This is a genomic window from Streptomyces thermoviolaceus (genome assembly GCF_045209695.1).
In the GTDB taxonomy this organism is placed as follows: Bacteria; Actinomycetota; Actinomycetes; order Streptomycetales; family Streptomycetaceae; genus Streptomyces; species Streptomyces thermoviolaceus.
Genome location: NZ_CP109280.1, coordinates 1,346,929 through 1,372,772, shown reverse-complemented (window position 1 = coordinate 1,372,772; position 25,844 = coordinate 1,346,929). Strand labels below are relative to the sequence as shown.

General features: G+C 73.1%; 26 protein-coding genes and 1 pseudogene. 15 read left to right on the top strand and 12 right to left on the bottom strand.

What is annotated here, in order from left to right:
• The first annotated feature begins 73 nt into the window (after positions 1 to 73).
• Genes OG899_RS06010 through OG899_RS06000 form a run of 3 tightly spaced genes read left to right on the top strand, consistent with a single transcriptional unit; the run spans position 74 to position 2,087 of the window.
• The gene (locus tag OG899_RS06010) at positions 74 to 943 is read left to right on the top strand and encodes an AraC family transcriptional regulator (RefSeq protein WP_125498186.1); all 870 of its coding nucleotides are present in this window, start codon (positions 74 to 76) and stop codon (positions 941 to 943) included.
• Positions 940 to 1,782, top strand: a complete 843-nt coding sequence (locus OG899_RS06005) for an AzlC family ABC transporter permease (RefSeq protein ID WP_229814223.1) — start codon at positions 940 to 942, stop codon at positions 1,780 to 1,782. The genes OG899_RS06010 and OG899_RS06005 overlap by 4 nt, the downstream gene beginning before the upstream one ends.
• Positions 1,779 to 2,087 (top strand): AzlD domain-containing protein, encoded by a 309-nt coding sequence (locus tag OG899_RS06000; RefSeq protein WP_125498185.1) that lies wholly within the window; start codon positions 1,779 to 1,781, stop codon positions 2,085 to 2,087. The genes OG899_RS06005 and OG899_RS06000 overlap by 4 nt, the downstream gene beginning before the upstream one ends.
• A gap of 155 nt (positions 2,088 to 2,242) precedes the next feature.
• Here OG899_RS06000 and OG899_RS05995 read toward each other — a convergent pair whose 3' ends face one another.
• Positions 2,243 to 3,187, bottom strand: coding sequence for a hypothetical protein (locus OG899_RS05995; protein ID WP_168130898.1), 945 nt, complete (start codon positions 3,185 to 3,187; stop codon positions 2,243 to 2,245).
• Positions 3,188 to 3,282: 95 nt separating this feature from the next.
• Between OG899_RS05995 and OG899_RS05990 the strand changes: the two genes are divergently transcribed.
• The 4 genes from OG899_RS05990 to recX all read left to right on the top strand — a co-directional run bounded on the left by OG899_RS05990 (position 3,283) and on the right by recX (position 7,259).
• Entirely contained in the window at positions 3,283 to 3,477 is a 195-nt protein-coding gene (locus OG899_RS05990; protein ID WP_125498184.1) for a DUF3046 domain-containing protein, read from the top strand.
• 191 nt (positions 3,478 to 3,668) lie between these two features.
• On the top strand, positions 3,669 to 4,883 hold the full coding sequence (locus OG899_RS05985; RefSeq protein ID WP_240955318.1) for an AI-2E family transporter: 1,215 nt from the start codon (positions 3,669 to 3,671) through the stop codon (positions 4,881 to 4,883).
• Between the two features lie 405 nt (positions 4,884 to 5,288).
• Entirely contained in the window at positions 5,289 to 6,410 is a 1,122-nt protein-coding gene (recA, locus tag OG899_RS05980) for a recombinase RecA (protein ID WP_125498182.1), read from the top strand.
• A 3-nt stretch (positions 6,411 to 6,413) separates the two neighbouring features.
• Positions 6,414 to 7,259 carry a recombination regulator RecX gene (gene recX, locus OG899_RS05975; protein WP_125498181.1) on the top strand — a complete coding sequence of 282 codons (846 nt, stop codon included), beginning with the start codon at positions 6,414 to 6,416 and terminating at the stop codon, positions 7,257 to 7,259.
• A gap of 91 nt (positions 7,260 to 7,350) precedes the next feature.
• Here recX and OG899_RS05970 read toward each other — a convergent pair whose 3' ends face one another.
• The 8 genes from OG899_RS05970 to OG899_RS05935 all read right to left on the bottom strand — a co-directional run bounded on the left by OG899_RS05970 (position 7,351) and on the right by OG899_RS05935 (position 14,026).
• Entirely contained in the window at positions 7,351 to 7,770 is a 420-nt protein-coding gene (locus tag OG899_RS05970) for a rhodanese-like domain-containing protein (RefSeq protein WP_125498180.1), read from the bottom strand.
• Complete coding sequence (locus OG899_RS05965; RefSeq protein WP_125498200.1) at positions 7,767 to 8,348, bottom strand: cysteine dioxygenase; 582 nt, start codon at positions 8,346 to 8,348, stop codon at positions 7,767 to 7,769. The genes OG899_RS05970 and OG899_RS05965 overlap by 4 nt, the downstream gene beginning before the upstream one ends.
• 111 nt (positions 8,349 to 8,459) lie before the next feature.
• The gene (locus OG899_RS05960; RefSeq protein WP_312845644.1) at positions 8,460 to 8,546 is read right to left on the bottom strand and encodes a putative leader peptide; all 87 of its coding nucleotides are present in this window, start codon (positions 8,544 to 8,546) and stop codon (positions 8,460 to 8,462) included.
• Positions 8,547 to 8,735: 189 nt separating this feature from the next.
• Entirely contained in the window at positions 8,736 to 10,472 is a 1,737-nt protein-coding gene (locus tag OG899_RS05955) for an FAD-dependent monooxygenase (protein WP_168130798.1), read from the bottom strand.
• Positions 10,473 to 10,669: 197 nt separating this feature from the next.
• On the bottom strand, positions 10,670 to 11,560 hold the full coding sequence (locus OG899_RS05950) for an amino acid ABC transporter permease (protein WP_125498178.1): 891 nt from the start codon (positions 11,558 to 11,560) through the stop codon (positions 10,670 to 10,672).
• Entirely contained in the window at positions 11,557 to 12,222 is a 666-nt protein-coding gene (locus OG899_RS05945) for an amino acid ABC transporter permease (RefSeq protein WP_125498177.1), read from the bottom strand. Before OG899_RS05945 ends, OG899_RS05950 begins: the two co-directional genes overlap by 4 nt.
• An 82-nt stretch (positions 12,223 to 12,304) precedes the next feature.
• Positions 12,305 to 13,141, bottom strand: coding sequence for a glutamate ABC transporter substrate-binding protein (locus OG899_RS05940; RefSeq protein ID WP_168130800.1), 837 nt, complete (start codon positions 13,139 to 13,141; stop codon positions 12,305 to 12,307).
• A 108-nt stretch (positions 13,142 to 13,249) separates the two neighbouring features.
• Positions 13,250 to 14,026, bottom strand: coding sequence for an amino acid ABC transporter ATP-binding protein (locus OG899_RS05935; RefSeq protein ID WP_125498175.1), 777 nt, complete (start codon positions 14,024 to 14,026; stop codon positions 13,250 to 13,252).
• Between the two features lie 317 nt (positions 14,027 to 14,343).
• Between OG899_RS05935 and OG899_RS05930 the strand changes: the two genes are divergently transcribed.
• Positions 14,344 to 15,030 carry a response regulator transcription factor gene (locus OG899_RS05930; RefSeq protein ID WP_125498174.1) on the top strand — a complete coding sequence of 229 codons (687 nt, stop codon included), beginning with the start codon at positions 14,344 to 14,346 and terminating at the stop codon, positions 15,028 to 15,030.
• A 9-nt stretch (positions 15,031 to 15,039) separates the two neighbouring features.
• The gene (locus tag OG899_RS05925; protein WP_125498173.1) at positions 15,040 to 16,455 is read left to right on the top strand and encodes a HAMP domain-containing sensor histidine kinase; all 1,416 of its coding nucleotides are present in this window, start codon (positions 15,040 to 15,042) and stop codon (positions 16,453 to 16,455) included.
• 115 nt (positions 16,456 to 16,570) lie between these two features.
• On the opposite strand, the gene OG899_RS05920 is transcribed toward OG899_RS05925, so the two are convergent.
• Positions 16,571 to 17,569: a TAXI family TRAP transporter solute-binding subunit gene (locus OG899_RS05920; RefSeq protein WP_125498172.1), complete on the bottom strand. Its 999-nt coding sequence runs from the start codon at positions 17,567 to 17,569 to the stop codon at positions 16,571 to 16,573.
• A 178-nt stretch (positions 17,570 to 17,747) separates the two neighbouring features.
• Here OG899_RS05920 and OG899_RS05915 point away from each other — a divergent pair.
• A pseudogene (locus tag OG899_RS05915) lies at positions 17,748 to 18,146 on the top strand (MazG nucleotide pyrophosphohydrolase domain-containing protein); the annotation flags it as partial.
• Between the two features lie 66 nt (positions 18,147 to 18,212).
• Here the strand turns inward: OG899_RS05915 and OG899_RS05910 are convergent.
• Positions 18,213 to 19,439: a glycosyltransferase 87 family protein gene (locus OG899_RS05910; RefSeq protein ID WP_125498170.1), complete on the bottom strand. Its 1,227-nt coding sequence runs from the start codon at positions 19,437 to 19,439 to the stop codon at positions 18,213 to 18,215.
• 692 nt (positions 19,440 to 20,131) lie between these two features.
• On the opposite strand from OG899_RS05910, the gene miaB reads away from it, so the two are divergent.
• Together miaB and OG899_RS05900 are read left to right on the top strand one after the other, a co-directional pair.
• Positions 20,132 to 21,649 carry a tRNA (N6-isopentenyl adenosine(37)-C2)-methylthiotransferase MiaB gene (miaB, locus tag OG899_RS05905; protein ID WP_125498167.1) on the top strand — a complete coding sequence of 506 codons (1,518 nt, stop codon included), beginning with the start codon at positions 20,132 to 20,134 and terminating at the stop codon, positions 21,647 to 21,649.
• A gap of 42 nt (positions 21,650 to 21,691) precedes the next feature.
• Positions 21,692 to 22,408: a class III extradiol dioxygenase subunit B-like domain-containing protein gene (locus OG899_RS05900; protein ID WP_125498166.1), complete on the top strand. Its 717-nt coding sequence runs from the start codon at positions 21,692 to 21,694 to the stop codon at positions 22,406 to 22,408.
• A gap of 90 nt (positions 22,409 to 22,498) precedes the next feature.
• On the opposite strand, the gene OG899_RS05895 is transcribed toward OG899_RS05900, so the two are convergent.
• Entirely contained in the window at positions 22,499 to 22,798 is a 300-nt protein-coding gene (locus OG899_RS05895) for an antitoxin (RefSeq protein WP_168130802.1), read from the bottom strand.
• 345 nt (positions 22,799 to 23,143) lie between these two features.
• On the opposite strand from OG899_RS05895, the gene miaA reads away from it, so the two are divergent.
• The 3 genes from miaA (at position 23,144) to dapF (ending at position 25,698) form a co-directional block, all read left to right on the top strand.
• Positions 23,144 to 24,082 (top strand): tRNA (adenosine(37)-N6)-dimethylallyltransferase MiaA, encoded by a 939-nt coding sequence (miaA, locus tag OG899_RS05890; protein ID WP_125498164.1) that lies wholly within the window; start codon positions 23,144 to 23,146, stop codon positions 24,080 to 24,082.
• Positions 24,083 to 24,190: 108 nt separating this feature from the next.
• Complete coding sequence (locus tag OG899_RS05885; protein WP_168130899.1) at positions 24,191 to 24,739, top strand: hypothetical protein; 549 nt, start codon at positions 24,191 to 24,193, stop codon at positions 24,737 to 24,739.
• Between the two features lie 89 nt (positions 24,740 to 24,828).
• Positions 24,829 to 25,698 carry a diaminopimelate epimerase gene (dapF, locus tag OG899_RS05880; RefSeq protein ID WP_125498163.1) on the top strand — a complete coding sequence of 290 codons (870 nt, stop codon included), beginning with the start codon at positions 24,829 to 24,831 and terminating at the stop codon, positions 25,696 to 25,698.
• Positions 25,699 to 25,844: the final 146 nt, after the last annotated feature.

Here is a 25,844-nt window from a genome sequence, read left to right as displayed (position 1 = left end):
TCCCGCCGTCCCACTGGAGCGGACATCGACCGGAGCGGGCAACGACCGGAGCGGACACGCGGACAATGGGTCCATGGCGGCAGCGCGTCGGGAACACGCACGGCACTGGCGGTACGAGGAACTGCCCGGCGTCGACCTGCTGCGCGCCCGGTACGTCCGCAAGGAGTTCACGCGCCACACCCACGAGCACTTCGTGATCGCCGCCATCGCCGAGGGCGTGGAGGTGTTCGACCACCGCGGCGGCGACCAGTACGCCGGTCCGGGCTCGCTGGCGCTGATCAACCCCGACACCCCGCACACGGGCCGGGCGGGGGTCCCCACGGGGTGGCGCTACGGGGCCGTCTACCCGGCGCCCGGTCTGGTCGCGGAGATCGCCGCCGAGACCACCCGCATACGGGGCACCCCGGGCTTCGTCAGCCCCGTCCTGGACGACCCGTACGCGGCGGTGCTGGTGCACCAGGTGCTGCGGGCCACCGACGAGGGCAACGCGCTCGCCGCCGACACGCTGCTCAGGGTCGCCGTGACGCGGCTGCTGCGGCTGAACGGCGGGGCGCTGCCCCGGCGCGAGGTGCGCACCGCGGGCGCCCGGACCGCCGCCCGCGCCCGTGCCGTGCTCGAGGAGCGCATGGCCGAGCCGCCGACCCTGCACCAGCTGGCGGCCGAACTGTCGACGAGCCCCTTCGCCCTGCTGCGCGCCTTCCGCAGTGCCTACGGCATGCCCCCGCACACCTGGCTCACCGACGCCCGGGTGCGCCGGGCCCGGCAGCTGCTGGACCGCGGCGTCGCCCCGGCCGAGGCCGCGGCGGCCGTCGGCTTCACCGACCAGTCGCACCTGAGCCGCCACTTCTCCCGGATCGTGGGCGTTCCTCCGGGCGCCTACCAGCGGGAGCGCAAGAACGTACAAGACGCCCGGCCGCGGCTGCTCCTACCGTCCGGGGCGTGACACAACGGACCACTTGCACCGACACGGGCGCGGGTCGCACCGGCACGGGCGCGGGTCATGCCGTCGGCGCCGCCGCAGGGAAGCCGGACACCGCCGTCGTCCGGGACGCCCTCGCCGTCGGCATCGCCGTCGGCCTGTCCGGCTTCGCCTTCGGGGCGACCTCCGCCGGCAGCGGCTTGACCCTGCCCCAGACCTGCGCGCTCAGCCTGCTGGTGTTCACCGGCGCCTCCCAGTTCGCGCTGGTGGGAGCCCTGGCGGCCGGGGGCGGCCCGTTCACGGCGGCGGCGGGCGCCTTCTTCCTGGGGGTGCGCAACGCCTTCTACGGGCTGCGGCTGTCCCAGCTGCTGGCTCTGCCGCGCGCACTGCGGCCCCTGGCCGCCCAGTGGGTCATCGACGAGACCACGGCGGTGACCCTCGCCCAGCCCTCCCGGCGCGCCGCGCGGATCGGCTTCACCGTGACCGGGGCCTCGCTGTACCTGCTGTGGAACCTGACCACGCTGCTGGGCGCGCTGGGGGCGAAGGCCCTCGGCGACACCGGTGCCTGGGGCCTGGACGCGGCCGGCCCGGCCGTGTTCCTCGCCCTGCTCGCGCCCATGCTGAAGAGCGCCACCGAGCGTGCGGTGGCCGCGCTCGCCGTGCTCCTCGGGCTGGGCCTGCTGCCCGTGCTGCCGGCCGGGGTGCCCGTCCTCGCGGCGGCGTCGGCCGCACCGGCCGTGCTGTACCTGGCGGGCCGCCGCACGCGCCGCGCCCCCACGCCCGCGGGCGCTGGGGGAACGGCCGACGGCACGCACGGCATGTCGGAGACGACCGGCAGCGGCGCGGGGGAGGACGACCGGTGACCGTCTGGATCGCGATCGGCGCGACCTTCGTCGGCTGCTACGCCGTCAAGCTCGCCGGCCTGCTGGTTCCGGCCGGTGTGCTGCAAAAACCCCTGGTCAAGCGGCTCGCCGCACTCCTGCCCGTGGCCCTGCTCGCCGCGCTGACCGCGCAGCAGACCTTCGCCGACGGCCGGCACCTCGTCCTGGACGCGCGGGCCGCCGGGCTCGCCGCCGCGGCCGTGGCACTGCTGCTGCGCGCCCCCTTCCTCCTGGTGGTGGCAGCGGCCGTGGTGGTGACCGCGGGCGTGCGTGCGCTGGCCGGGTGAGCCCCTACGACCCACAGCGCCCCGACCGGAGCGGATGCGTCCGTCATGGGGACGTGCGCCGGGGCGCGCACCGCATGGCCGAAGCACCCCTGCCCCTCCCCGCGCTCCGACGCGCGCCCGGCGACCGGCGGCCCCCGCTGGCCGCGCCGTCGTCCTCAGGCGATGGCGCGGCCGTACGCCCGCAAGGTGCACAGCGCCTCGATCGTCACCATGGGGCGGGCCTCCCGCTCCGCGCCGGGCGCCCACGGGCGCCGGGTGACCGGCCAGCCGCCGTCCTCCTGCTGTCGGCCGGCCAGGAAATCCAGGGAGCGGTCCATCTCCTCGTCCGTGAACCAGGCGCGCGCCACGGAGTGCGGCGTGGTGGCGAAGTCGTGCGGGAACAGGTGCTCACCCGGCGCGTGCCCCGGCGCGAGCGGCCACGACGCGCGCAGGTCGGGGTCCAGCACCGCGAGGCGCCGCTCACGCACCAGACGGCCCAGCCGCTCGGCGGCCGCCCGCGCGCGCGGACGGTCGGGAACTCCGTCCAGGAACGCGACGGCCGCCTGCACCTCGCCCGGCCGGGTCGCATCCAGCGCCTCGACCCGCCGCCAGCAGAAATCGGTCGCCCTGAACAGCCACGCGTGCCACACCTGATTGCGATGCAGCAGGCCCACCACCGGCCCGGTGGCCAGAAGATCGCCCGCCGGGTGCTCCGCCGCTGGTCCAGGCGACGCCGCCGTACCGGGGAGCGCGTCGGGGAGCACGGCGGGCAGCGCGCCGTCCGGGGTGGACACCGAGATCAGGTAGCGGCACACCCGCTCGGCTCGCCGGGCGTCGCACCGGCCGATGGCGTCCAGCACCCGCAGTGCGCGGGCGGTGTGCAGCGGATGGCCGGCGGGGCCGCGCAGCTCGGGCTCCAGCGCGTGGCCGTATCCGAAGCCGTCGGTCCGGTAGGCGTCCAGTGCCGTCTCCACCGGGTCGGCCGCGCCGTGCAGGAAGTGGTAGGCGAACAGCCGCTGCTCCAGCACGCGCGCGGTCAGCCACACGAAGTGCTCGGCGCGTCGCAGCGCAGAGGACGCCGCGGACGGCACCGGCAGGGGGCAGGCTCGAGTCTCGGACACTCGTGTCTCGGGCATGCGACCGACCGTAGGGCGGGAAGCGGCCGCCGCAGGAGCACCCCGCTCAGGGTCGCACCCGGGGGCGGGATACTGGCTGCATGCGGTTGACGGTCTTCTGGGAGCGGATGGCGGAGCACTTCGGAGCGGGGTACGCCGACACCTTCGCACGCGACCACGTGATGTCGGAGCTGGGCGGGCGCACGGTGCACGAGGCACTGGCGGCCGGCTGGGACGCGAAGGACGTCTGGCGGGTGGTCTGCCAGGTCATGGACGTCCCACAGGAGAAACGCTGACCGGCACCGGCGCAGGACCTGGCGCAAGTGGAACGGGTCCGTGCGGAACTGTCGGCGGCGTGGGCGAGACTGGCACCGTGGTACCCACTGAAGAGTCCGGGCACACGGCCCGGCAGGCCCCCTCGACCGGTACGACGCCACCCGGCCGGACTGCGACCGGCAGACCCGACGGGCGGGGCGGCCGTGCCCGCATGCCGCACTGGCTGCCGCGCGCCATGGTGCTCGCGCTCGCCCTGATCGCCGCCTTCCAGCTGGGCAGCTGGGCCTTCCACCAGGTGACCGGGCTGCTGATCAACATTCTGATCGCGTTCTTCCTGGCCCTGGCGATCGAACCGGCGGTCAGCCGCATGGCCGCCCACGGCATACGCCGCGGCCTCGCCACCTTCCTGGTCTTCCTGGCCCTGGCGGTCGCGACGACGGGCTTCGTCGTCCTGCTCGGCTCGATACTGGCCGGGCAGATCGTGAAGATGATCGAGGGGCTTCCCGAGTACCTCGACTCCCTCGTCAACTGGGCCAACGCGACCTTCCACACCCAGCTGCGCCGGGTGGACATCCAGGAGGGGCTGCTCCACTCCGACTGGCTGCGCAGCTACGCGCAGAACAGCGCGGAGGGCGTGCTCGACGTGTCCACGCAGGTCCTCGGTGGCCTGTTCCAGCTGCTGACGGTGACGCTGTTCTCGTTCTACTTCGCCGCCGACGGGCCGCGGCTGCGCCGGGCGCTGTGCTCCGTGCTGCCGCCCGCCCGCCAGGCGGAGGTGCTGCGCGCCTGGGAGATCGCCGTCGCCAAGACCGGCGGCTATCTGTACTCGCGCGGCCTGATGGCGCTGGTCTCGGGCGTCGCCCACTACATCGTGCTGCAGATCCTGGAGGTGCCCTACGCGCCCGTGCTCGGCGTCTGGGTGGGGCTGGTCTCGCAGTTCGTGCCCACCATCGGCACCTATCTCGCGGGTGCCCTGCCGATGCTGATCGCGTTCACGGTCGACCCGTGGTACGCGCTGTGGGTTCTGGTGTTCGTGGTGATCTACCAGCAGTTCGAGAACTACATGCTGCAGCCCAAGCTCACCTCGAAGACGGTCGACGTTCATCCCGCCGTGGCCTTCGGATCGGTGATCGCGGGCACCGCGCTGCTCGGCGCGGTCGGCGCGCTGATCGCCATCCCTGCCGTCGCCACGCTCCAGGCGTTCCTGGGGGTCTACGTCAAGCGGTACGCGGTCGTGGACGACCCCCGTGTCCACGGTCACCCGCGCGGCCGGGGCACCGCGCCGGGCCTGCTCGCCCGTGCGCGGCAGGCGTGGGCGCGCTCCAGGAACGAGGACGACGCCGGTGCCGCCGCGGACCACGGGAGGACGGCGGACGCCCCGGCGCAGGCGCCGGAGGCGGCCGGGGAGGGCGTGGCCGGAGGGTGACGCGGTGCCCGGGTGCCGGCCGTCGCGGCTCCGCCCGGGCCTGTCCCGCCCCGGTCCGCCGGGAGCACCCGGGACCGGGGCGGGAGCGGTTGCGCCGTGGCTGCGGCGGCGGCGGTCGGCAGGCCGGGCCTGCGGCCGTGTCGACCCGGCACGGAGGCGAGGAGAGCCGGTGGGCGGCGCAGGCGTCGCCGCGTGACCCAGGGGGTGGCGAGCTTGACACAAAAATCGAACATCTATTCTTATGAGGGCTCCGGTGAGACAGGGCGAAGGGGGATTTCGTCCGTGTTTGGGATAGTGTGATCCCTGGTTGTCCACAGGCCGGATGTGCGTCGAGGCGCGTTGTCAGTGGCAGGCGTTAGCGTCTTCGGCGTGAAGCGATCGACTCAAGCAAACCGGGTGGAACCCATGGCAGCAACCGACCGCGAGAAGGCGCTCGACGCCGCGCTCGCGCAGATTGAACGGCAATTCGGCAAAGGCGCGGTCATGCGCATGGGCGAGCGGTCGAAGGAGCCCATCGAGGTCATCCCGACCGGGTCGACCGCGCTCGACGTGGCCCTGGGTGTCGGTGGTCTGCCGCGCGGCCGTGTCGTGGAGATCTACGGACCGGAGTCCTCCGGCAAGACGACCCTGACGCTGCACGCCGTGGCGAACGCGCAGAAGGCCGGCGGCCAGGTCGCCTTCGTGGACGCGGAGCACGCCCTCGACCCCGAGTACGCCAAGAAGCTGGGCGTCGACATCGACCAGCTGATCCTCTCCCAGCCGGACAACGGCGAGCAGGCGCTGGAGATCGTGGACATGCTGGTCCGCTCCGGCGCTCTCGATCTGATCGTCATCGACTCCGTCGCCGCACTGGTGCCGCGCGCGGAGATCGAGGGCGAGATGGGCGACAGCCACGTGGGTCTGCAGGCCCGGCTGATGAGCCAGGCCCTGCGCAAGATCACCGGTGCGCTCAACCAGTCCAAGACCACCGCGATCTTCATCAACCAGCTGCGCGAGAAGGTCGGCGTGATGTTCGGCTCGCCGGAGACCACCACCGGTGGCCGCGCGCTGAAGTTCTACGCCTCGGTGCGCCTGGACATCCGCCGCATCGAGACCCTGAAGGACGGCACGGAGGCGGTCGGCAACCGCACCCGCGTCAAGGTCGTCAAGAACAAGGTCGCCCCGCCCTTCAAGCAGGCCGAGTTCGACATCCTCTACGGCCAGGGCATCAGCCGCGAGGGCGGACTGATCGACATGGGCGTGGAACACGGCTTCATCCGCAAGGCCGGCGCCTGGTACACCTACGAGGGCGACCAGCTCGGCCAGGGCAAGGAGAACGCGCGCAACTTCCTCAGGGACAACCCCGACCTGGCCAACGAGATCGAGAAGAAGATCAAGGAGAAGCTGGGCGTCGGCGTCCGCTCGGAGGAGCCCGCCGCCGAGCAGGGCGCGGCCGCGACGTCCGCCGCGGAGGACGCGGCCAAGGCGGTTCCGGCACCGGCAGCGGCCAAGGCCGGCAAGCCCAAGGCCGTCGCGGCCAAGAGCTGACCCGTGACACGGCGAACCGACTGGGCGGAGTACGCGTACGACGAGCACCTCGCTCTCGGTGCCCCGCGGGGGACGGGCACCGGGAACGGCACCGGTCCTCGCGACACCGGACTCCACGGGCGACAGACGCCGTACGGACCCGACGACGACCACGCCTACGACGACGGCCCGGGACCACAGGACAGCGCCGATGCCGTGACCGGCGCGGCGCCGGACGGCTCGCGCCGGGGCGGCCCGCGTGACGGCGGGGCGCGCGGCGGACGCGGACCAGGCCGGCGCAGGACCGGCGCGGCGTCCGCGGCGGGCGGGGGCACCTCTTCCTCGTCGAGGGCCGAGCAGGGGGAGCCTTCGGGAGACCCGGTGGAGCGGGCGCGTGCGATCTGCCTGCGCCTGCTCACCGGGACTCCACGCACCCGCAAGCAGCTCGCCGACGCCCTGCGCAAGCGGGAGATCCCGGACGACGTCGCCGAACAGGTGCTCTCCCGCTTCGAGGAGGTCGGGCTCATCGACGACGGCGCGTTCGCCAACGCCTGGGTGGAGTCCCGGCACCACGGCCGCGGCCTCGCCCGGCGCGCGCTCGCCCAGGAACTGCGGACCAAGGGCGTCGACACCGCCCTGATCGACGAGGCCGTCGGCCGGCTCGACGCCGAGCGCGAGGAGGCCACCGCTCGCGAGCTGGTCGCCCGCAAGCTGCGCGCCACCCGGGGTCTGGACCGCGATCGGCGGATACGCCGCCTCGCCGGCATGCTCGCCCGCAAGGGGTACTCCCAGGGCCTGGCCCTGGGAGTGGTCCGCCAGGCGCTGGAGGAGGAAGGCGAGGACACGGCCTTCCTCGACGACAGCTGCTGAGGCCCTCGACGCCGAGAGCCTCTGAGGCGCGACGCCGAGAGCCGCTCAGGCGCAGCCCGGAGCCTCGGGAGACGTCCCGACGGCCGTCCGGCTACGGTGCCCGCGGCGGCTGACAGGGCTCGACCGGCAGCCCGGCAGCCCGCCACGCCTGGAAACCGCCGATCACATCGGTCGCCCGGTGCAGACCCAGCTGGTGCAGGGAGGCGACCGCCAGGCTCGAGGCGTATCCCTCGTCGCACAGAACGATCACCCGCAGGTCGTGGCCGGTGGCCTCGGGAAGCCGGTGGCTGCCCAGCGGGTCCAGTCGCCACTCCAGTTCGTTGCGCTCCACCACCACGGCACCGGGGACGAGCCCGTCCCGCTCGCGCAGCGCCGCGTAGCGGATGTCCACGAGCAGGGCGCCGTCGTCCCGGGCGGCGGTGTACGCCTCCGGCGGCTCGACACGCCGGTAGGTGCGGCGCACCCGCTCGAGCAGGTCGTCGATGCCGACCTGCTGCCGGTCCTCGTTCACTGCCAGTCCTCCGGGCGTTCGACGTGCTCCAGACGCAGCGTCCGATCGGTGCGGCTGTAGCGGCGGATCCGGGGCAGCGGCGGGTAGTAGGCGTGCACGGAGATCGCGTGCCGCTCGGTGGACTCGTTGAGCACCTCGTGGACGTGGTGCCGGCCGAAGGAACGGCCCTGCCCGGTCGGCAGCCGTCGTGACCGGTCCACGCCGTCGGCGAGTTCCAGCAATGTCCAGCCGTCCGTGGGGATACGGGCGGCGAGCGCGTGCTCGGTCAGTTCACCGGCCGCCGTGACGAAGGCGCCGATCGAGTCGGCGTGGTCGTGCCAGCCGGTGCCGCTGCCGGGCGGCCAGCCGATCAGCCAGGCCTCGCTGCCCCCGGGCCCGTCCAGCCGCACCCAGGTGCGGCCCTGCGGGTCCAGCGGCAACGAGGCGATCAGTTCGGGATCGGCGGCGGCACGGCGGGCGAAGTCGAGGAGTTCGGCCTGCGTGGGCGGCGCGGAATGCGCAGAAGGCGTGGCGGAAGCAGCCGGTCCGCAGGAGACGGGCGTGGAGGTGGGCGCAGGGAAGGAAGGCGGAGAAGACAGGGAAGACACGTGACACCGTCCTGGAGAACGTTCGCGGGACAGCGCGCGGCAGCACACGGGCAGGCCGACGACGCGCGCGAAAGACGCGAAAGAGGTGAGGGGGAATGCCGTTCAGCAGGACGGACGACACACGCAGCCCGCATAGCGGACGAGGTCCATGTGGACCCTCCGCCACAGGCGCACATCGGTGTCGTTCATGGATCGGAGTACACCATGACGGCCCAGGCCGGTCAACCGGCGCCCACCCTTCGGACGGAGCACCGACGGCGCACTTCACCGCCCCTCCGCGCCCGCGGCCGGCCTCGCGCCCGCGTGCGCCTTCGGGCCCGCACCCGGCGCGCCGCGCCCGCGCCGGAGCGGCTCACCACCCGTCGCGCCGGGAGCCGTTCACCGTGCTCCGGCCTGCTCGCGCGTCGTCGTGCTGGGTGCCGGACCGCCCAGTGTCGCCTCCGCCGCCGCGTACAGGTCGGCCGGGCGCACCCCGTTCAGCGCGGTGACCAGGTGTCCGTCCGGCCGGACCAGGAGCACGGTGTGCGGGGCCGCGCCCGGGTAGCGCTCGGCGACCAGCAGCTCGGCGGGGTGCGGCAGCGCGGTCACCGCGGCGGCCAGCCGGGGCATGACCCCGGCGCTCACCCAGTGCCGGCGGTCCCACACCGACGAGCCCGGCGCCACCAGCACCACCAGCAGCGCCCTGCGGCCCAGCCGCTCCCGCAGCGGCACCACGGTGCCGTCCTCCGCGGTCACCGGCACGTCGACGACCTGCGCGCCGGGCGGGGTGTCCACCGGGACCTCGGCCTCGCAGGGCGGCGCCGTGAGCGGCGAGGCGGTGTACGATCCCGGCGCGCCGAGCGTGCCGCGCCCCAGGTGACCCTCCATGAGCAGCGTCTGCTGCCCGCGGGCCGCCCCCGGGACGAGCGTGCGCAGGCCGCCCCGCCCGCGCAGTGCGGGCAGCACCCGGTCCGCGGCGCGCAGCCGGGCGGCCACGCAGGCGCGCCGTTCGGCCTGGTAGCTGTCCAGCAGGGTCTCGTGCGGGCCGTCGTGCCAGACCGCGGCAAGCTTCCAGGCCAGGTTGTCGGCGTCGCGCAGGCCCTCGTCGAGGCCGTGGGTGCCGCAGGAGCCCAGCAGGTGCGCCGCGTCCCCGGCGAGGAAGACCCGCCCCGCCCGCCAGCGCCGGGCCAGCCGGTGGTGCACCGTGTGCACACCGGTGTCCAGCAGTTCGTACGACACGGTCGTCTCGCCGGTCCAGCCGCCGAGGGTCTCCCTGATCCAGGTGACCACCAGTTCGGGCGTGACCAGGTCCTTGCCGGGCGGCAGCAGCCAGTCCAGCCGCCACACGCCGTCCGGGAGCGGACGCGCGACGATCTCTCCGGCGAAGGGGTTGGTCGTCCGCCACGGCGGCATCCGGTGCAGGAACGCTTCCCCGGCCCAGGGAAGCTCCGTGCGCAGCGCCGCCACGGCGTACCGTTCCACGGCCGTGCGGCCGGGGAAGCGGATGTCCTGCAGTTTCCGCACGGTCGACCGCGACCCGTCGCAGCCCACCAGATAACTGCCGCGCCACCAGGTCCCCGAGGGTCCGCGGGTGTGGGCGGTGACGCCCGCGGCCTCCTGTTCCACGGCGTCCAGCCGGCTGTCCACGGCGAGTTCCACCAGCGGCTCGCGGGCGACGGCGGCGCGCAGGATGTCGGTGAGCAGGTGCTGGGCGATGTGCAGCGGCGCCGGTCCGGCCGTGACGGCACCGTCGGGGACGGCGTCGTCCGCCGGATCGCCGGAGTCGGCACCGAACGCCCCGTCGGTGCCGCGCGCCCCGCGGCCGGCGGTCAGCGCACCGCGCACGCCGGGCGGCAGGGCGTCGGAGGCGCCGCTGAAGACGACCTGATGCGTCACCTGCTTGCGCCGCAGCGCCCGCCATCCCGTCCAGCGCAGCCCGGCCCCGTCGAGGGACGTCCCGGCCAGCCGTTCCACCAGCGCGGCGGTGTCCTCGTGCAGCACCACGGTGCGCGCGGCGCGTGGCGTGTCCCGGCCCGGTGTCTCGTCCAGCACCACGGACGGCACGCCCTGACGCGCCAGGGCCAGTGCGAGCGTGAGCCCGACGGGCCCCGCGCCGACGACGATCACCGGGTCCACGGCGCGGCGCCCCCTGCCCGCAGCGGTGTCCTGACGCAGGGAAGTGAACAGACAGTCGGAGCAGGGTGCACGATCACAGAACGTATGCAACCCATTGCCGCTGCTTGCGTCAAGCGACGGCGGCGGTGGTGATCACTCCACCGCCGTCCGTTCACACGTCTTCACGCCACCTGCCCGAGCAGGAGCATGACGTACCGTCAGACGGTCGCCCCCGTCGACTCGGCGCCGCCGACCGCCGCCGGGGCGAGGACCGCACCCGTCGACTTCTTGCGGCGCCGCAACCTCCGCTCCAGCCAGCTCGCGAAGCTGGTGAGGCCGAAATTGAGCAGGACGAAGATCACCGCCACGATCGTGAAGCTGGCGATGGTGTTCGCACCGTAGTACGAGCTCATCGGGGAGACCGCGGCCAGCAGCTCGGGGAAGGTGAGGATCGCGCCGCCGAGCGCGGTGTCCTTCACGATCACCACCAGCTGGCTGACGATCGCCGGCAGCATCGCGGTGACCGCCTGCGGCAGCAGGATCGACGTCATGATCTGGGTCTTGCGCAGGCCGATGGCCTGGGCGGCCTCCGTCTGCCCCTTGGGCAGGGCCAGGATGCCCGCGCGGACGATCTCGGCGAGGACGGAGGAGTTGTACAGGACCAGGCCGGTGACGACGGCGTACAGCGGGCGGTCGTCGGAGCTGACCGAGGTGTACTCGGAGAACAGCGCGTTCCCGAAGATCATCAGGATCAGCACCGGGATGGCCCGGAAGAACTCCACGATCACCGTGGCCGGCACCCGGACCCACACATGGTCGGACAGGCGCGCGATGCCGAACAACGCGCCGAGGGGCAGCGCGATCAGCATCGACAGGGCGGCCGCGATCAGCGTGTTCTTCAGGCCCGGCAGGATGTACGTGGTCCACGCCTCGGACCCGGAGAAGAACGGCTTCCACTTCTCCCAGTCCAGCTGCCCCTTGTCGCTCAGGCTGCGGTACACCCACCACACCAGGGCGGCCAGGGCGAGGCCGAACACGACGGTGTAGACGACGTTGCGCCGCCTGGCCCGGGGCCCCTGCGCGTCGTACAGGACGGACGAGCCGCTCATCGCTTCACCGCCACCTTCTTGCCCACCCAGCCGAGGATCAGGCCGGTCGGCAGCGTCAGGACCACGAAACCGAACGCGAAGACCGCGGAGATCAGCAGCAGTTCGGCCTCGTTCTCGATCATCTCCTTCATCAGCAGGGCCGCCTCGGCCACGCCGATCGCGGCGGCCACCGTGGTGTTCTTGGTGAGCGCGATCAGGACGTTGGTCAGCGGGCCGACCACCGAGCGGAACGCCTGCGGCAGCACCACCAGGGTCAGCACCTGGGTGAAGCTCAGCCCGAGCGCGCGGGCCGCCTCCGCCTGGCCGACCGGCACCGTGTTGATGCCGGAGCGGATCGCCTCGCAGACGAACGCCGAGGTGTAGGCGATCAGGCCGAGCACGGCGAGCCGGAAGTTGATGGTGTCGAAGTTCTGCGAGCCGAGGTTCACCCCGAGGGTCTGGTTCAGTCCCAGGGAGGTGAAGAGGATGATCACCGTCAGCGGGATGTTCCGCACGATGTTGACGTAGGCGGTGCCGAAACCGCGCATGAGGGGCACCGGACCGACCCGCATGGCGGCCAGCAGGGTGCCCCAGATCAGGGAGCCGACGGCGGCGAGCAGCGTGAGCTGCACGGTCACCCAGAAGGCTCCCAGCAGGTCATAGCCTGAAAGAAAGTCGAACACGATCTCCCGCGCTTCCGCGTGTGAAGGGGCCGGGTCCTGGGTGCGCCGCCCTCACCGAGGACGGCGCACCCGCGGTGCCGGGTCAGGACTTGACGTCGCCGATCTTCGGGGCCGGCTCGTACTGGTAGTTCGCGGGGCCGAAGTTGGCCTGCACGGCCTTCTCCCAGGAACCGTCCGCGACCATCTCCTCGAGGGCCTTGTTGATCTTGTCCTTGAGGTCGCTGCCCTTCTTGACGCCGATGCCGTAGTTCTCGTTGGTCATCTTGAGGCCGCCCAGCTTGAACTTGCCCTTGAACTGGTCCTGGGAGGCGTACCCGGCGAGGATCGAGTCGTCCGTGGTCAGCGCGTCGACGGCCTTGTTCTGCAGACCGGTCAGACACGCCGAGTAGGTCGGGTACTTCAGCAGGTTCGCCTTGGGCGCCAGCTTGTCCCTGACGTTCTGCGCCGAGGTCGAGCCGGTCACCGAGCAGAGCTTCTTGCTGTTGAGGTCGGCCGGCGACTTGATGGAGTCGTCGTCGGCGCGGACCAGGACGTCCTGGTGGGCCAGCAGGTAGGGCCCGGCGAAGTCGACCTTCTCCTCGCGCTCCGGGGTGATCGAGTAGGAGGCGGCGATGAACTGCACGTCACCGCGCTGCAGCATGGTCTCGCGGTCGGCGCTCTTGGCCTCCTTCCACTGGATCTGGTCCTCGTCGTAGCCGAGCTTCTTGGCGACGTACTTGGCCACGTCCACGTCGAAGCCGGTGTAGCCCTGCGGGGTCTTCTGGCCGATGCCCGGCTGGTCGAACTTGATGCCGATGGCGATCTTCTTGCCGCCGCCGGACGAACCGGAGTCCTTGTCGTCGCTCGAGCCGCAGGCCGTGGCGGTCACGGCGAGGGCGAGCACGACGGCCGAGGCGGCGGTGACCTTGCGGAGCTTCATGCTGCGTGTCCTTTGCTGAGGTGAGGAGTCGGGGCCCGCACGAGGCGGGGCGGGTGACGGCGTCGCCGCGGGAGGGGACGGGACGCCGTCCGTGTACCTCGGGAGGCGTCAGTGGTGCAGGATCTTGGACAGGAAGTCCTTGGCCCGGTCGCTGCGCGGGTTGCTGAAGAACTGGTCCGGGGTCGCCTGTTCGACGATCCGGCCGTCGGCCATGAAGACCACCCGGTTCGCGGCCGACCGGGCGAAGCCCATCTCATGGGTGACGACGATCATCGTCATGCCGTCCCGGGCGAGCTGCTGCATGACCTCCAGCACCTCGTTGATCATCTCCGGGTCCAGCGCGGAGGTCGGCTCGTCGAAGAGCATGACCTTCGGCTCCATGGCCAGGGCCCGTGCGATGGCCACACGCTGCTGCTGGCCACCGGAGAGCTGCGCGGGGTACTTGTCGGCCTGCGCGCCCACGCCCACCCGGTCCAGCAGCGCCCGGGCCCGCTCCTCGGCCGTCTTCTTGTCCCGCCGGCGGACCTTGATCTGGCCGAGCGTCACGTTCTCCAGCACGGTCTTGTGCGCGAAGAGATTGAAGGACTGGAACACCATCCCGACGTCGGCACGCAGCCGGGCCAGCTCCTTGCCCTCCTGGGGCAGCGGCTTTCCGTCGATGGTGATCGAGCCGGAATCGATGGTCTCCAGACGATTGATCGTGCGACACAGGGTGGACTTCCCGGACCCCGAGGGCCCGATGACCACGACGACCTCGCCGCGGGAGATCGTCAGGTCGATGTCCTGGAGCACGTGCAACGCGCCGAAGTGCTTGTTGACGCTCTTCAGGACGACCAGATCGTTGCTCGCGGCCACGTCTTCCTTGGCCACCGAAACTGCGGTCATCGCTTACAGGCTCCGTCCTCCTCGGTTTCGAGGGACAGTAACCAGCCGCGCGACCTGCGTCACCCCATCTGAGAAAGATCTGAGCATCACGATCCGGTAGCGGACGGACACGCCGGGTCATGCCTCCGCACGGAGCGCGTACCGGCTGGATAACGACCGGAAGTGCGCCCCCGGAAGCCTCTTGACGCGGTGCTCGTCCATCGGCGTGACTGCCAGGGTGGGCGCACGCGTGCCCGGTGTACGCGCCCTGCGCACTTCCTGCGCTTTTGCACCATGCGCGTCGCAGGGGAACGACGGATGAACGGAAGGGGGTCGGAGTGAGACTGCTGCTCGTCGAGGACGACGACCGCGTCGCGGCGGCCCTGTCCGCGGTCCTGACCCGGCACGGTTTCGAGGTCACGCACGCCCGCAGCGGCCAGGAGGCCCTGCAGGCACTCGTCCCGGCCGGCGCTCCCTTCGGGGTGATCCTGCTCGACCTCGGCCTGCCCGACCAGGACGGCTACGAGGTCTGCAGCAAGATACGCAGGCGCACCAGCACCCCGGTGATCATGGTCACCGCCCGTTCCGATGTGCGCTCGCGCATCCACGGCCTCAATCTCGGCGCCGACGACTACGTCGTCAAGCCCTACGACACCGGGGAGCTGCTCGCCCGCATCCACGCCGTCAGCCGCCGCACCGCCCACGAGGACACCGGCAGCGGCGCGCAGAGCACGCTGCGCTTCGGCCCGGTCCGCATCGAACTGCCCACCCGGCGCGTCAGCGTGGACGGCACGGTCGTCCAGCTCACCCGCAAGGAGTTCGATCTGCTGGCGCTTCTGGCCCAGCGTCCGGGCGTGGTCTTCCGGCGGGAGCAGATCATCAGCGAGGTGTGGCACACCAGCTGGGAGGGCACCGGCCGCACCCTGGAGGTGCATGTCGCCTCCCTGCGCTCCAAACTGCGCGTGCCGGCCCTGATCGAGACCGTCCGCGGCGTCGGCTACCGCCTCGTCGCGCCGGCCGTCTAGCGGGCAGGCGTGCGCGCTCGTCTGCTGCCGCTGCTCATCGTGCTGATGGCGGCGGTGCTCCTGGCCCTCGGCGTCCCGCTGGCCCTCAGCATGGCGTCCGCCCAGCAGCAGCGGGTCGTCGTCGACCGCATCGACGACACGGCACGCTTCGCCGCGCTCGCCCAGTTCGTCACCGACCGCCCCACCGGCTCCCGGCAGACGGTCCCCGACGAACGCCTGGAGACCCTCCGGCGCGAACTCGCCAGCTATCACGACGTCTACGGCATCCGCGCCGGGGTCTTCTACCGCTCCGGCGCGCCCATGGCCAACGCCCCGGACGACTGGGCCCTGCCTGCCGGGGGCGAGGTGCGTGCCGCCTTCGACGAGGCGCTGCTCAGCCGGCGCAGCCACGACCCCAGCCAGGTCTGGCCCTGGCAGCGCGGGCGGCTCGTCGTCGCCTCGCCCGTCATCCGGGACGGCGACGTGGCCGCGGTCGTCGTCACCGACTCGCCCACCGGGCAGATGCGTGCCCGCATCCTGCACGGCTGGCTGATCCTGGGCCTGGGCGAGACGGTGGCGATGCTGGTCGCCGTCGGCGCCGCCCTGCGCCTGACCGGCTGGGTGCTGCGCCCCGTGCGCGTGCTGGACGCCACCACCCACGACATCGCCACCGGCCGGCTCAAGTCCCGTGTGGCGGAGGCCGGCGGCCCGCCGGAACTGCGGCGGCTGGCCCGCTCCTTCAACGAGATGGCGGACAACGTCGAGAACGTGCTGGAGCAGCAGCGCGCCTTTGTCGCCGACGCCTCGCACCAGCTGCGCAACCCGCTCGCCGCGCTGCTGCTGCGCATCGACCTGCTCGCGCTCGACCTGCCCGAGGACCACGAGGAGATCCAGTCGGTGCGCGCCGAGGGCAAGCGCCTGGCCCAGGTGTTGGACGACCTGCTGGATCTGGCGCTCGCCGAGCACGCGGAGGCCGACCTTCAGCTCATCGACATCGGTGAACTGACCGCGGAACGGGTGGCGGCCTGGACGCCCGCCGCCGAGGCCAAGGGAGTGCGCCTGGTGGGCAGCTGCCCGGCCACCACCGCCTGGGCCGACCCGGTGGCGCTGTCCTCCGCGCTGGACGCGGTGATCGACAACGCGGTGAAGTTCACCCCGCGCGGCGAGCGCGTCGAGGTGACGGTCAACGGCAGCGGGGACCGCTCGACGGTCGTCGTCGCCGACCACGGCCCCGGCCTCACCGACGAGGAACTCGCCCGGATCGGCGACCGGTTCTGGCGCAGCAGTCGTCACCAGAACGTCAAGGGCTCCGGCCTCGGCCTGTCCATCTGCCGGGCCCTGCTGGCCGCGGGCGGCGGCAGCATCACCTTCGCCCACCACCGCGCCGAGGAGCCGCACGGCCTGAAGGTCACGGTGACGGTGCCGCGCACGGAGCCGGGAACCTGAAGCCGCGCATGGAGCCGGAAACCTGAAGCCGTGGGCGGAGCCGGGAACCGAGGACCGCAGATCGCGCGGTCCGTTCCCGGGCGCACGGAGCCGGCGTGCCGACTCCGTGCAAGGCTCACGGCTTGACGGACCGGTAGTACCGGCGTGCCCCCTCGTGCAGCACCAGCGGGTCGGTGTAGATCGCGGTGCGCAGATCGACCAGCTGGGCCGAGTGCACATGCGCCCCGATGCGGTCACGGCTGTCGATCACGGTGCGGGTCAGCCACTCGGTGAGCCGCTCGTCCATGTCCGCGCGGGTGATGAGAATGTTGGACACGGCGATGGTCGGCACCGTGGCGCCCTGCTGGATCGTCGGATACGCCGACTCCGGCATGTTGGTGGCGCGGTAGTAGCGTGTCGCACCGCCCTGTGCGTGCAGCCGGGCCACCACGTCACCCTCGATCGGGACGAACCGGTACGCGAACGTCTTCGCCAGCCGCGTCAGCCCGTCCGTCGGCAGCCCGCCCGACCAGAACATGGCGTCGGCCTCGCCCCGCCGCAGCCGTCCCGGCCCGGTGTCGATGCCGTCCGCCAGCGGCACGACGTCCCGGTCGGGGTCGATCCCGGACACCCGCAGCAGCCGCTCCGCGATCAGCCGCACCCCCGACTCCGGCGGCCCCACGACCACCCGTTTGCCCCGCAGGTCGGCGAGCGAGCGGACGGGGGAGTCCCGCGGGACGACGAGGTGCATGTAGTCGTCGTACAGACGGGCGACGCCCCGCAGCGTGTCCGCGCCCGGACCGTGCTCCAGCTCGTACGTCTCCACCGCGTCGGCCGCCGTGATGGCGAAGTCGGCCCTGCCGGTCGCCACCCGCTCCACGTTCTCCTGCGAGCCGTCACTGGTCAGCAGCCGCACCTTCAGTCCCGGCATGTTCTTGGCGAACGCGGTGCGCAGCCGCTCCCCGTACTCCTGGTACACACCGCGCCGGGTGCCGGTGCTGAGCGTGATCGTCCCGCCGGGCGGGTCCTCGCCCAGCGACAGCAGCCACCACAGCAGCAGCCCGAGGACCACGGCACCCACCGCCGCGGCCTGCATCCCGCGGCGGCGGCCGATCGAACGGAACACCGTGGACATGCGCGCGATCCTGCCAGCCCCACACGTCCGCTGACCAGGGTGCGGACCGACCAGCGTGCGGACGGACCCACCAGGATGCGTGCGAATCGACCAGGGAGCGCATGCCCCGACCAGGGTGCGCACAGCCCGACCGGATACGCCCTGACGTCCCGGCGCGGGCCGCGGCTACGATCCCGCCATGAGCACCTCGCCCGCCGACTACGTCCGCGAGTTCCACCGGGCCTTCGGGCTCGACGTACGCACCACGCCGCAGCAGGTGCCGCCGCAGCTCGCCGCACACCGGGGCGAGCTGCTCGCCGAGGAGGCGGCCGAGGCCGCCGAGGTCGCCACCGGCCCGCTGGACCGGCTGGCCCACGAACTGGCCGACGTGGTCTACGTCGCCTACGGCACCGCCCTGGTCCACGGCATCGACCTGGACGAGGTGATCGCGGAGATCCACCGCGCCAACATGAGCAAGCTCGGCCCCGAGGGCCAGGTCGTGCGCCGGGCCGACGGCAAGGTGCTCAAGGGCGAGCACTACCGGGCGCCCGACGTCGGCGCCGTGCTGCGCCGGCAGGGCTGGGTGCCCGACGACGCTCCCGCGGCCGCAGGTGCGGGGAGTCCGGTGCCGCGGACGGTGCCTGACCAGGGGCCAGGGGCCGGCTCAGGGCACCGGGGCGGACAGCTCGGCCTCCGGGTCCTCCTGCCGCCCCGGCCGCGACGGCGCCCGCACACAGCGCACGGCCAGCACCAGCGCCAGCCCGCACAGGGCGACCGCGTCCTTGAACGCGCGCCGCGTCGAGACGTCCAGCAGGGGAACGGCGAGGCCCGGCACCTGCGGGACGAGCGCCGCCCAGAACCACGGTGAGCGCGCCGCCGCGCCGGCCCGCAGCGCCCCGGCGGCCAGCAGCGGCACCACGACGACGAGATAGTGCTCGTAGGCGGGCCGGGACACCAGGTACGAGGCCAGCATCAGCATCGCCGCGGTCTCGGCGAGCCGCCCGGGTCCGTCGTCCGCCCGCCGCCAGCGCCACCACGCGCACACCACGCCGGCGGCCGCCGCGGCCGACGCCACCGTCACCGCCGCGGCCTGCGGCACCCCGAGCCGGGGCAGCACCGCCGGCAGAGAGCAGTCGAACGGCCGCATCATCGCGTCCCCGCCCCGCAGCAGGAAGGGCAGCGTGCGGGTGAAGAACCCGCCGGGGTCCGGCATCACCAGCGCCGCGCCCGCACACAGCACCGACGGCACCCCCACCGCCCAGGCCAGCGCCCGCCACCGCCGGGCCATCACCAGCAGAAGGACGACCGGCACCACCAGCGGCTTGACCGCCACGGACACCCCGAGCACCACCCCGGCCGCCGTCCACCTCCCGCGATCCGCCAGCAGCAACGCCGCGGACAGCGCGGCGACACCGGCCGCGGTCCAGTTCCCCAGCTCCATCAGGTCCCCGACCGGGGCCCAGCACAGCACCAGGCCGAGCAGGCCGAGCACCGCGAACCTGCTGCGCGCCGGCACCCGGAACAGCCGCAGCGCGCACCACCAGCCGCCCGCGACCAGCCCCGCGCACACCACCGGCGCGCCCACCCGCAGCACCGGCGCCGGCAGCACCGCCTGCGCGGCGGCGAACAGCACGGCACTCGGCAGGTACAGAAAGCGCCGGTCGGCGTACGGGGCGCCGCCGTCGAGCCAGACCCGCCCGGCGTGCACGACGAAGGCGTTGTCCATGCCTCCCTGCGCCGAGACGGCCGCCACCTGTGCGACGCGCGCCAGCAGGACCACGGCGAGGACGGCCACCGGAACCGCACCGGCCGGGTGCAGCAACCACGCGCGCAGGGCACCGTCCGGGCGCTCCTGCCGCGCCGAGGATCCGAGAGCTTCACGAAGCTGCATCACAGTCACCTGTCCGGTCCGGGAGGCGCCGACGCGACGGGGAACACCAGAGGTTTTTCGCGCCTTTCGCCCCATTCTGGGGAGGTCCGTGTGATCACCCGCACCACCCGGCGGCCGTGTCGCGACGATCGCAGCCGTCAGCCGTCAGCCGTCAGCCGTCGGCCGTCGGCCCCCGCTGCCCGAAGGGCCGCGGCAGACGGCGGACCTCGTCCGGCTGCGCGACGATCCGCGCGCCGACGTGGAAGAGCGGGGAACGTCACGGCTCGACGCGTGGCTGACCGCACACCCGCAGACGGCACGCATCGAGAACGGCGCACTCGTCCTCCGCGGTGCCGCCGCACCGGTGGACGAACTGCTGCGGATCGCCGTCGAGCTGGTGCGCGACGGGCGCCGGCGACGGCTCAGGGCCTGCCCGGACCGGCGGTGGGTCTTCCACGACCAGTCCCGCAACACTGCGCGCACTGGTGCAGCATGCACGCGGGCGACACGGGCCGCGCCGGCGGCAGCATCGCCGAGGTGAGACACATGCGCTCCCGCAGGGCCGCCGGCGCCGCCTGATCCGCACCGGACGTGTTCCGGACCGGTGCCCGCCGGGCCGCCCGGGAGGGTGAGGGAGGCCGTGTGCGGGCCGGTCTCCCGCCGGTCGCCGCCTGCCGTCCGGGAGCACTTCCGCGAGCGCCTACCCTTGTGGCATGAGCAGCATCGACCGGAGCCAAGAAGTGGGCGTCACTCGCACCTATGAGATCCGCACCTACGGGTGCCAGATGAACGTCCACGACTCCGAGCGGCTGGCCGGGCTGCTCGAGGAGGCCGGCTACGTACGGGCCCCGGAGGGCTCCGACGGCGAGGCCGACGTCGTCGTGTTCAACACCTGTGCCGTCCGCGAGAACGCGGACAACCGGCTCTACGGCAACCTCGGTCACCTCGCGCCGAAGAAGGCCAAGCGCCCCGGGATGCAGATCGCGGTCGGCGGCTGTCTGGCGCAGAAGGACCGCGACACCATCGTGAAGAAGGCGCCCTGGGTGGACGTCGTCTTCGGCACGCACAACATCGGCAAGCTGCCCGTGCTGCTGGAGCGCGCCCGGGTCCAGCAGGAGGCGCAGGTCGAGATCGCCGAGTCACTGGAGGCGTTCCCCTCGACGCTGCCGACGCGCCGCGAGAGCGCCTACGCCGCCTGGGTGTCCATCTCGGTCGGCTGCAACAACACCTGCACCTTCTGCATCGTGCCCGCGCTGCGCGGCAAGGAGAAGGACCGCCGGCCCGGCGACATCCTCGCCGAGGTCGAGGCCCTGGTCGCCGAAGGTGTCTCCGAGATCACCCTGCTCGGGCAGAACGTCAACGCCTACGGCTCCGACATCGGCGACCGCGAGGCGTTCAGCAAGCTGCTGCGGGCCTGCGGGAAGATCGACGGCCTGGAGCGGGTCCGCTTCACCTCCCCGCACCCGCGCGACTTCACCGACGACGTGATCGCCGCCATGGCCGAGACCCCGAACGTCATGCCGCAGCTGCACATGCCGCTGCAGTCCGGCTCGGACGCGATCCTCCGGGCGATGCGCCGCTCCTACCGGCAGGAGCGCTACCTGGGGATCATCGAGAAGGTCCGGGCGGCCATCCCGGACGCCGCGATCACCACCGACATCATCGTGGGCTTCCCCGGCGAGACCGACGAGGACTTCGAGCAGACGCTGCACGTGGTGCGCGAGGCCCGGTTCGCGCAGGCCTTCACCTTCCAGTACTCCAAGCGCCCGGGCACCCCGGCCGCCGAGATGGACGACCAGGTGCCCAAGGAGGTCGTGCAGGAGCGCTACGAGCGGCTCGTCGCGCTGCAGGAGCAGATCTCCTGGGAGGAGAACAAGAAGCAGGTCGGCCGGACGCTGGAGCTGATGGTCGCCGAGGGCGAGGGCCGCAAGGACGACACCACCCACCGTCTGTCCGGCCGCGCCCCCGACAACCGCCTGGTCCACTTCACCAAGCCGGAGCAGCAGGTGCGTCCCGGCGACGTGGTCACCGTCGAGGTCACCTACGCCGCCCCGCACCACCTGCTCGCCGAGGGCCCGGTCCTCGACGTGCGCCGCACCCGCGCCGGTGACGCCTGGGAGAAGCGCAACGCCGCCGAGGCCGCCAAGCCCGCCGGTGTCATGCTGGGCCTGCCCAAGGTCGGCGTCCCCGAGCCGCTGCCCGCCGTCGCGAGCGGCTGCGGCTGCGACTGAGCCGCAGCCGCGGCCGGACGCGGCTGCGTTACGCTGCCGATCATGCTTGTCGCCGCCGCAGTCTGCCCCTGCCCGCCGCTGCTCGTGCCCGCCGTCGCCGCGGGTGCCGCACCCGAACTGGACGCGGCCCGGAAGGCGTGCGCGGACGCGCTGGGCGTGCTCGCGGCCGCCCGCCCGGACCGGCTGGTCGTCGTCGGACCCGCCGACGCTTCCGAGGCCGGGCGTCGGCCGGAGGGCGCCCGCGGCTCCTTCCGCGGGTTCGGCGTGGATCTCGAGGTCCGGCTCGGCCGGGGCGGCACCCCGCAGGCGGCCGCGCGGACGCTGCCGCCGTCGCTCGCGGTCGCGGCCTGGCTGCTGGAGCACAGCGGCCGGCCCGACGCTCCCGTCGAGGCGCTGGGCGTGGACGAGACACAGTCCCCCGAGCAGTGCCTGGCCGTGGGCCGGGAGCTGGCCGCCGCCCCCGGGCGGACGGCGCTGCTGGTCATGGGCGACGCCAGCGCCTGCCGCTCGGTCAAGGCGCCCGGCTACCTGGACCCGCGGGCCGAACCCTTCGACGCCGAGGTCGCCCGGGCACTCGGCGCGGCCGACATCGCGGCGCTCGCCGCCCTCGACCCGGGTCTGGCCCGCGAGCTGAAGGCCTCCGGCCGCGCCTGCTGGCAGGTCCTCGCGGGCGCCGCCGAGGGCGCCGGCCTCACCGGCGCCCTGCACTACGACGAGGCTCCCTACGGCGTCGGCTACCTGGTCGCCACCTGGTCCTGACCCGGCGCAGGCGGCACCACACGACCGAACGGCCGGGAGAGATGCTCCCGGCCGTTGCCGTGTCGTGCCTCCACGCCGTCGTACCCGCGGTCACGACACGGGCGGCTGCCCCTGGGGCGGTTCGGGCGGCGTCTGGGTCCGGGGGCCGCCCGGCGCCGTGCCGGTGTCCGGGCCCGTCCCGCCGCGGTGGGCGAGCCGCTCCACGGCCTCCTTCGCCTTGCCCGTGCCCGCGTGGATCCTGTCGCTGTATTTGCCCTTGGTCTTTTCGTCGACCATCCTGGCGGCCTTGTCCAGGCCGTGCTCGATCGAACCCCCGTGCCGCTGCGCGAGGTCCGACACCTTCTCCTTGGCCGGGCCGAGCTTGGCCTTCACGTTGTCCAGCAGACCCATGGTTCACCCTTCCCTGGCGGGACCGTCACGTACGGGCGCCCTCGCCGGCCGGTATCCCGGGGCCGGGACCTTCTCCGACTGCGGCCTCCGGGAATCGGGCCTCCGGGACACGCCTGCGGCCTCCGGAAGAGCCGCGCAGAAACGCCCATATCATTTCCATACAGTACTCGTGCGCGCGGTGTCCCGCGTAACCTCGTGTGTCCGCTCCGTGTCCGTGCACCCGGCGTCCGCACCGTCCCCCGGCCGGCCGTGGCCACGCGGCCCCGCGTCGTGGGGCGCCCCTGCGGGCCGTGCTGTCACCTCACTCGTTCGGGGGATCCCTGTGAGGTTTGCGAAACTGGTGCGGTGAGCAGCGCACCTCCCACCCCCCGCGTCATCGCCGTCGTCGGCCCCACCGCGGCCGGAAAGTCCGATCTGGGTGTCTTCCTGGCCCAGAAGCTCGGCGGCGAAGTCGTCAACGCCGACTCCATGCAGCTCTACCGAGGGATGGACATCGGCACCGCGAAGCTGACGCCCGAGGAGCGCGGCGGCGTCCCGCACCACCTGCTGGACATCTGGGACGTCACCGAGACCGCCTCCGTGGCCGAGTACCAGCGGCTGGCCCGGCAGCGGATCGACGCCCTGCTCGCCGAGGGGCGCTGGCCGATCCTGGTCGGAGGCTCCGGTCTGTACGTGCGCGGCGCCGTCGACAACCTGGAGTTCCCCGGCACCGACCCCGAGGTGCGGGCCCGGCTGGAGGAGGAGCTGGCCCGGCACGGCTCCGGCGTGCTGCACGCCCGCCTGGCCGCCGCCGATCCGGAGGCCGCGCAGGCCATCCTGCCCAGCAACGGCCGCCGCATCGTCCGGGCCCTGGAAGTGATCGAGATCACCGGCCGCCCCTTCACGGCCACCCTTCCCGGGCACGACTCCTACTACGACACCGTGCAGATCGGCGTGGACGTCTCCCGCCCCGAGCTGGACGAGCGCATCGCGCGCCGGGTGGACCGCATGTGGGAGGCCGGGCTCGTGGACGAGGTGCGCGCCCTGGAGGCGCAGGGCCTGCGCGAGGGGCGCACGGCCTCGCGCGCGCTCGGATACCAGCAGGTGCTCGCGGCGCTCGCGGGGGAGTGCACCCTGGAGGAGGCGCGTGCCGAGACCGTCCGTGCCACCAAGCGTTTCGCGCGCCGTCAGGACTCCTGGTTCCGGCGCGACCCGCGCGTGCACTGGCTCAGCGGAGCCGCCGCGGACCGGTCGGAACTTCCGCGCCTGGCTCTGTCGTTGGTGGAACGACCGGTAACAGCCTGATCACGTGATGGCATCGGGACGCCCAGGCCGTCATCGGCGCCTGCGGGGCCGTGCCATCATCGAGCTTCGATCGACCAAGTGGAGTCCTAGTTGGGAGGGCGCGTGGCGATGGAGGCCGGCCCTCGCGACACCGCACACGGCGCACAGGGCATCGAACGCACCGGCCTGCGGCAGGCCGGCCGGGAGCCGGACGAGGCCCCGCTCGGCGCCGACGACGTGTCGGCCTTCGAGGACTCGCTGACCTCCGACGGCCCCGACGACGACCCGCCGGGCGGCGTGACCGCCGACGGCCCGGACCCCGAGGGCGCCTACCACGAACCCGAGGTCGAGGTCGAGCTGCGCCCGCAGCGCCGGCTTCGCATCTGGCAGCTCGCCCCCATCGTGGGCCTGGCCGCCGCCGGCTCGCTGATGTTCGCCTTCCCGCTGGCCTTCGACGGCGACAGCGGTGCGGTGATCGCCATGCTGGGGCTGCTGATCTGCTCCTGCGCGGCCGGCTGGGGCATGATGGCCGCCCGCCGCGTGGGATACACCTGGCCCGGCCTCGCGCCGCGCGGCAGCAAGCGCCGCCCCGACTGGCGGGCGATCGGCGCCTACGTCCTGCTCGCCGTCGTCGTCGTGGCGCTGGCGGTGTGGCGGGTGGCCCGGCTGCGCGGCTGACCCAGGGACCCCCGCCGGCGCCGGCACCGCCGTCCCAGGGGGTGGACCGGCGGCCGCGGGGCGTCGCCGCGACCCCGTACGATCGAGGCATGAGCAGCCGCATCGCCTTCCTCAAGGGGCACGGCACGGAGAACGACTTCGTGATCGTCCCCGACCCGGACAACGCCGTCGACCTGAGCCCGGCCGCCGTCGCGGCCCTGTGCGACCGGCGTGCCGGCATCGGCGGCGACGGTGTGCTGCACGTGGTGCGCTCCGCCGCGCACCCCGAGGCGCGCGCCATGGCGGCGCGGGCCGAGTGGTTCATGGACTACCGCAACAGCGACGGCTCGGTCGCGGAGATGTGCGGCAACGGCGTGCGCGTCTTCGCCCGCTACCTCCAGCGCGCCGGGCACGCGACCGCGGGCGACCTCGCGATCGCCACGCGCGGCGGCGTGAAGACCGTCCATCTCGCCAAGGACGGCGACATCACCGTCGGCATGGGCAAGGCGCGGCTGCCCGAGCAGGAGGTCACGGTGCGCGTGGGCGAGCGCAGCTGGCCGGCCCGCAACGTCGACATGGGCAACCCGCACGCGGTCGCCTTCGTCGAGGACCTGGCGCACGCCGGCGACCTGCTCACCCCGCCCGCGTACAGTCCGGCCTCCGCCTACCCGGACGGTGTGAACGTCGAGTTCGTGGTCGACCGCGGCCCTCGGCACGTCGCGATGCGCGTCCACGAACGCGGCTCCGGCGAGACCCGCTCCTGCGGCACCGGCGCCTGCGCGGTGGCCGTGGCCGCCGCCCGACGCGACGGCGCCGACCCGGCCGTCACCGGCACCCCGGTGACGTACACGGTGGACGTGCCCGGCGGACGGCTCGTCATCACCGAACGCCCCGACGGCGAGATCGAGATGACCGGCCCCGCGGTGATCGTCGCCGAGGGCGAGCTCGACCGGGCCTGGCTGGACGAGGCCGTCCGCTGAACGGGCGCGCACGCAGGACCGGGACCGGACACCACCGGAGCGACAGGGCCGTGTCCGCGCGGGGAATGACCGGCCGTCAGGCACCACGAACCCCGTGCACGTCAGCGGTCATCGCTCGGACGGGTGATCCGGTTCACGGTCTCCGG

Excerpts from the sequence above, each read along its gene's own strand:
- OG899_RS06010 (WP_125498186.1), top strand. The coding sequence starts at position 74 with ATGGCGGCAGCGCGTCGGGAACACGCACGGCACTGGCGGTACGAGGAA.
- OG899_RS05990 (WP_125498184.1), top strand. The coding sequence starts at position 3,283 with ATGCGGTTGACGGTCTTCTGGGAGCGGATGGCGGAGCACTTCGGAGCG.
- OG899_RS05985 (WP_240955318.1), top strand. The coding sequence starts at position 3,669 with ATGCCGCACTGGCTGCCGCGCGCCATGGTGCTCGCGCTCGCCCTGATC.
- recA (WP_125498182.1), top strand. The coding sequence starts at position 5,289 with ATGGCAGCAACCGACCGCGAGAAGGCGCTCGACGCCGCGCTCGCGCAG.
- OG899_RS05960 (WP_312845644.1), bottom strand. The coding sequence starts at position 8,546 with ATGAACGACACCGATGTGCGCCTGTGGCGGAGGGTCCACATGGACCTC.
- OG899_RS05950 (WP_125498178.1), bottom strand. The coding sequence starts at position 11,560 with ATGAGCGGCTCGTCCGTCCTGTACGACGCGCAGGGGCCCCGGGCCAGG.
- OG899_RS05940 (WP_168130800.1), bottom strand. The coding sequence starts at position 13,141 with ATGAAGCTCCGCAAGGTCACCGCCGCCTCGGCCGTCGTGCTCGCCCTC.
- OG899_RS05935 (WP_125498175.1), bottom strand. The coding sequence starts at position 14,026 with ATGACCGCAGTTTCGGTGGCCAAGGAAGACGTGGCCGCGAGCAACGAT.
- OG899_RS05920 (WP_125498172.1), bottom strand. The coding sequence starts at position 17,569 with ATGTCCACGGTGTTCCGTTCGATCGGCCGCCGCCGCGGGATGCAGGCC.
- OG899_RS05910 (WP_125498170.1), bottom strand. The coding sequence starts at position 19,439 with ATGCAGCTTCGTGAAGCTCTCGGATCCTCGGCGCGGCAGGAGCGCCCG.
- miaB (WP_125498167.1), top strand. The coding sequence starts at position 20,132 with ATGAGCAGCATCGACCGGAGCCAAGAAGTGGGCGTCACTCGCACCTAT.
- OG899_RS05900 (WP_125498166.1), top strand. The coding sequence starts at position 21,692 with ATGCTTGTCGCCGCCGCAGTCTGCCCCTGCCCGCCGCTGCTCGTGCCC.
- OG899_RS05895 (WP_168130802.1), bottom strand. The coding sequence starts at position 22,798 with ATGGGTCTGCTGGACAACGTGAAGGCCAAGCTCGGCCCGGCCAAGGAG.
- OG899_RS05885 (WP_168130899.1), top strand. The coding sequence starts at position 24,191 with ATGGAGGCCGGCCCTCGCGACACCGCACACGGCGCACAGGGCATCGAA.
- dapF (WP_125498163.1), top strand. The coding sequence starts at position 24,829 with ATGAGCAGCCGCATCGCCTTCCTCAAGGGGCACGGCACGGAGAACGAC.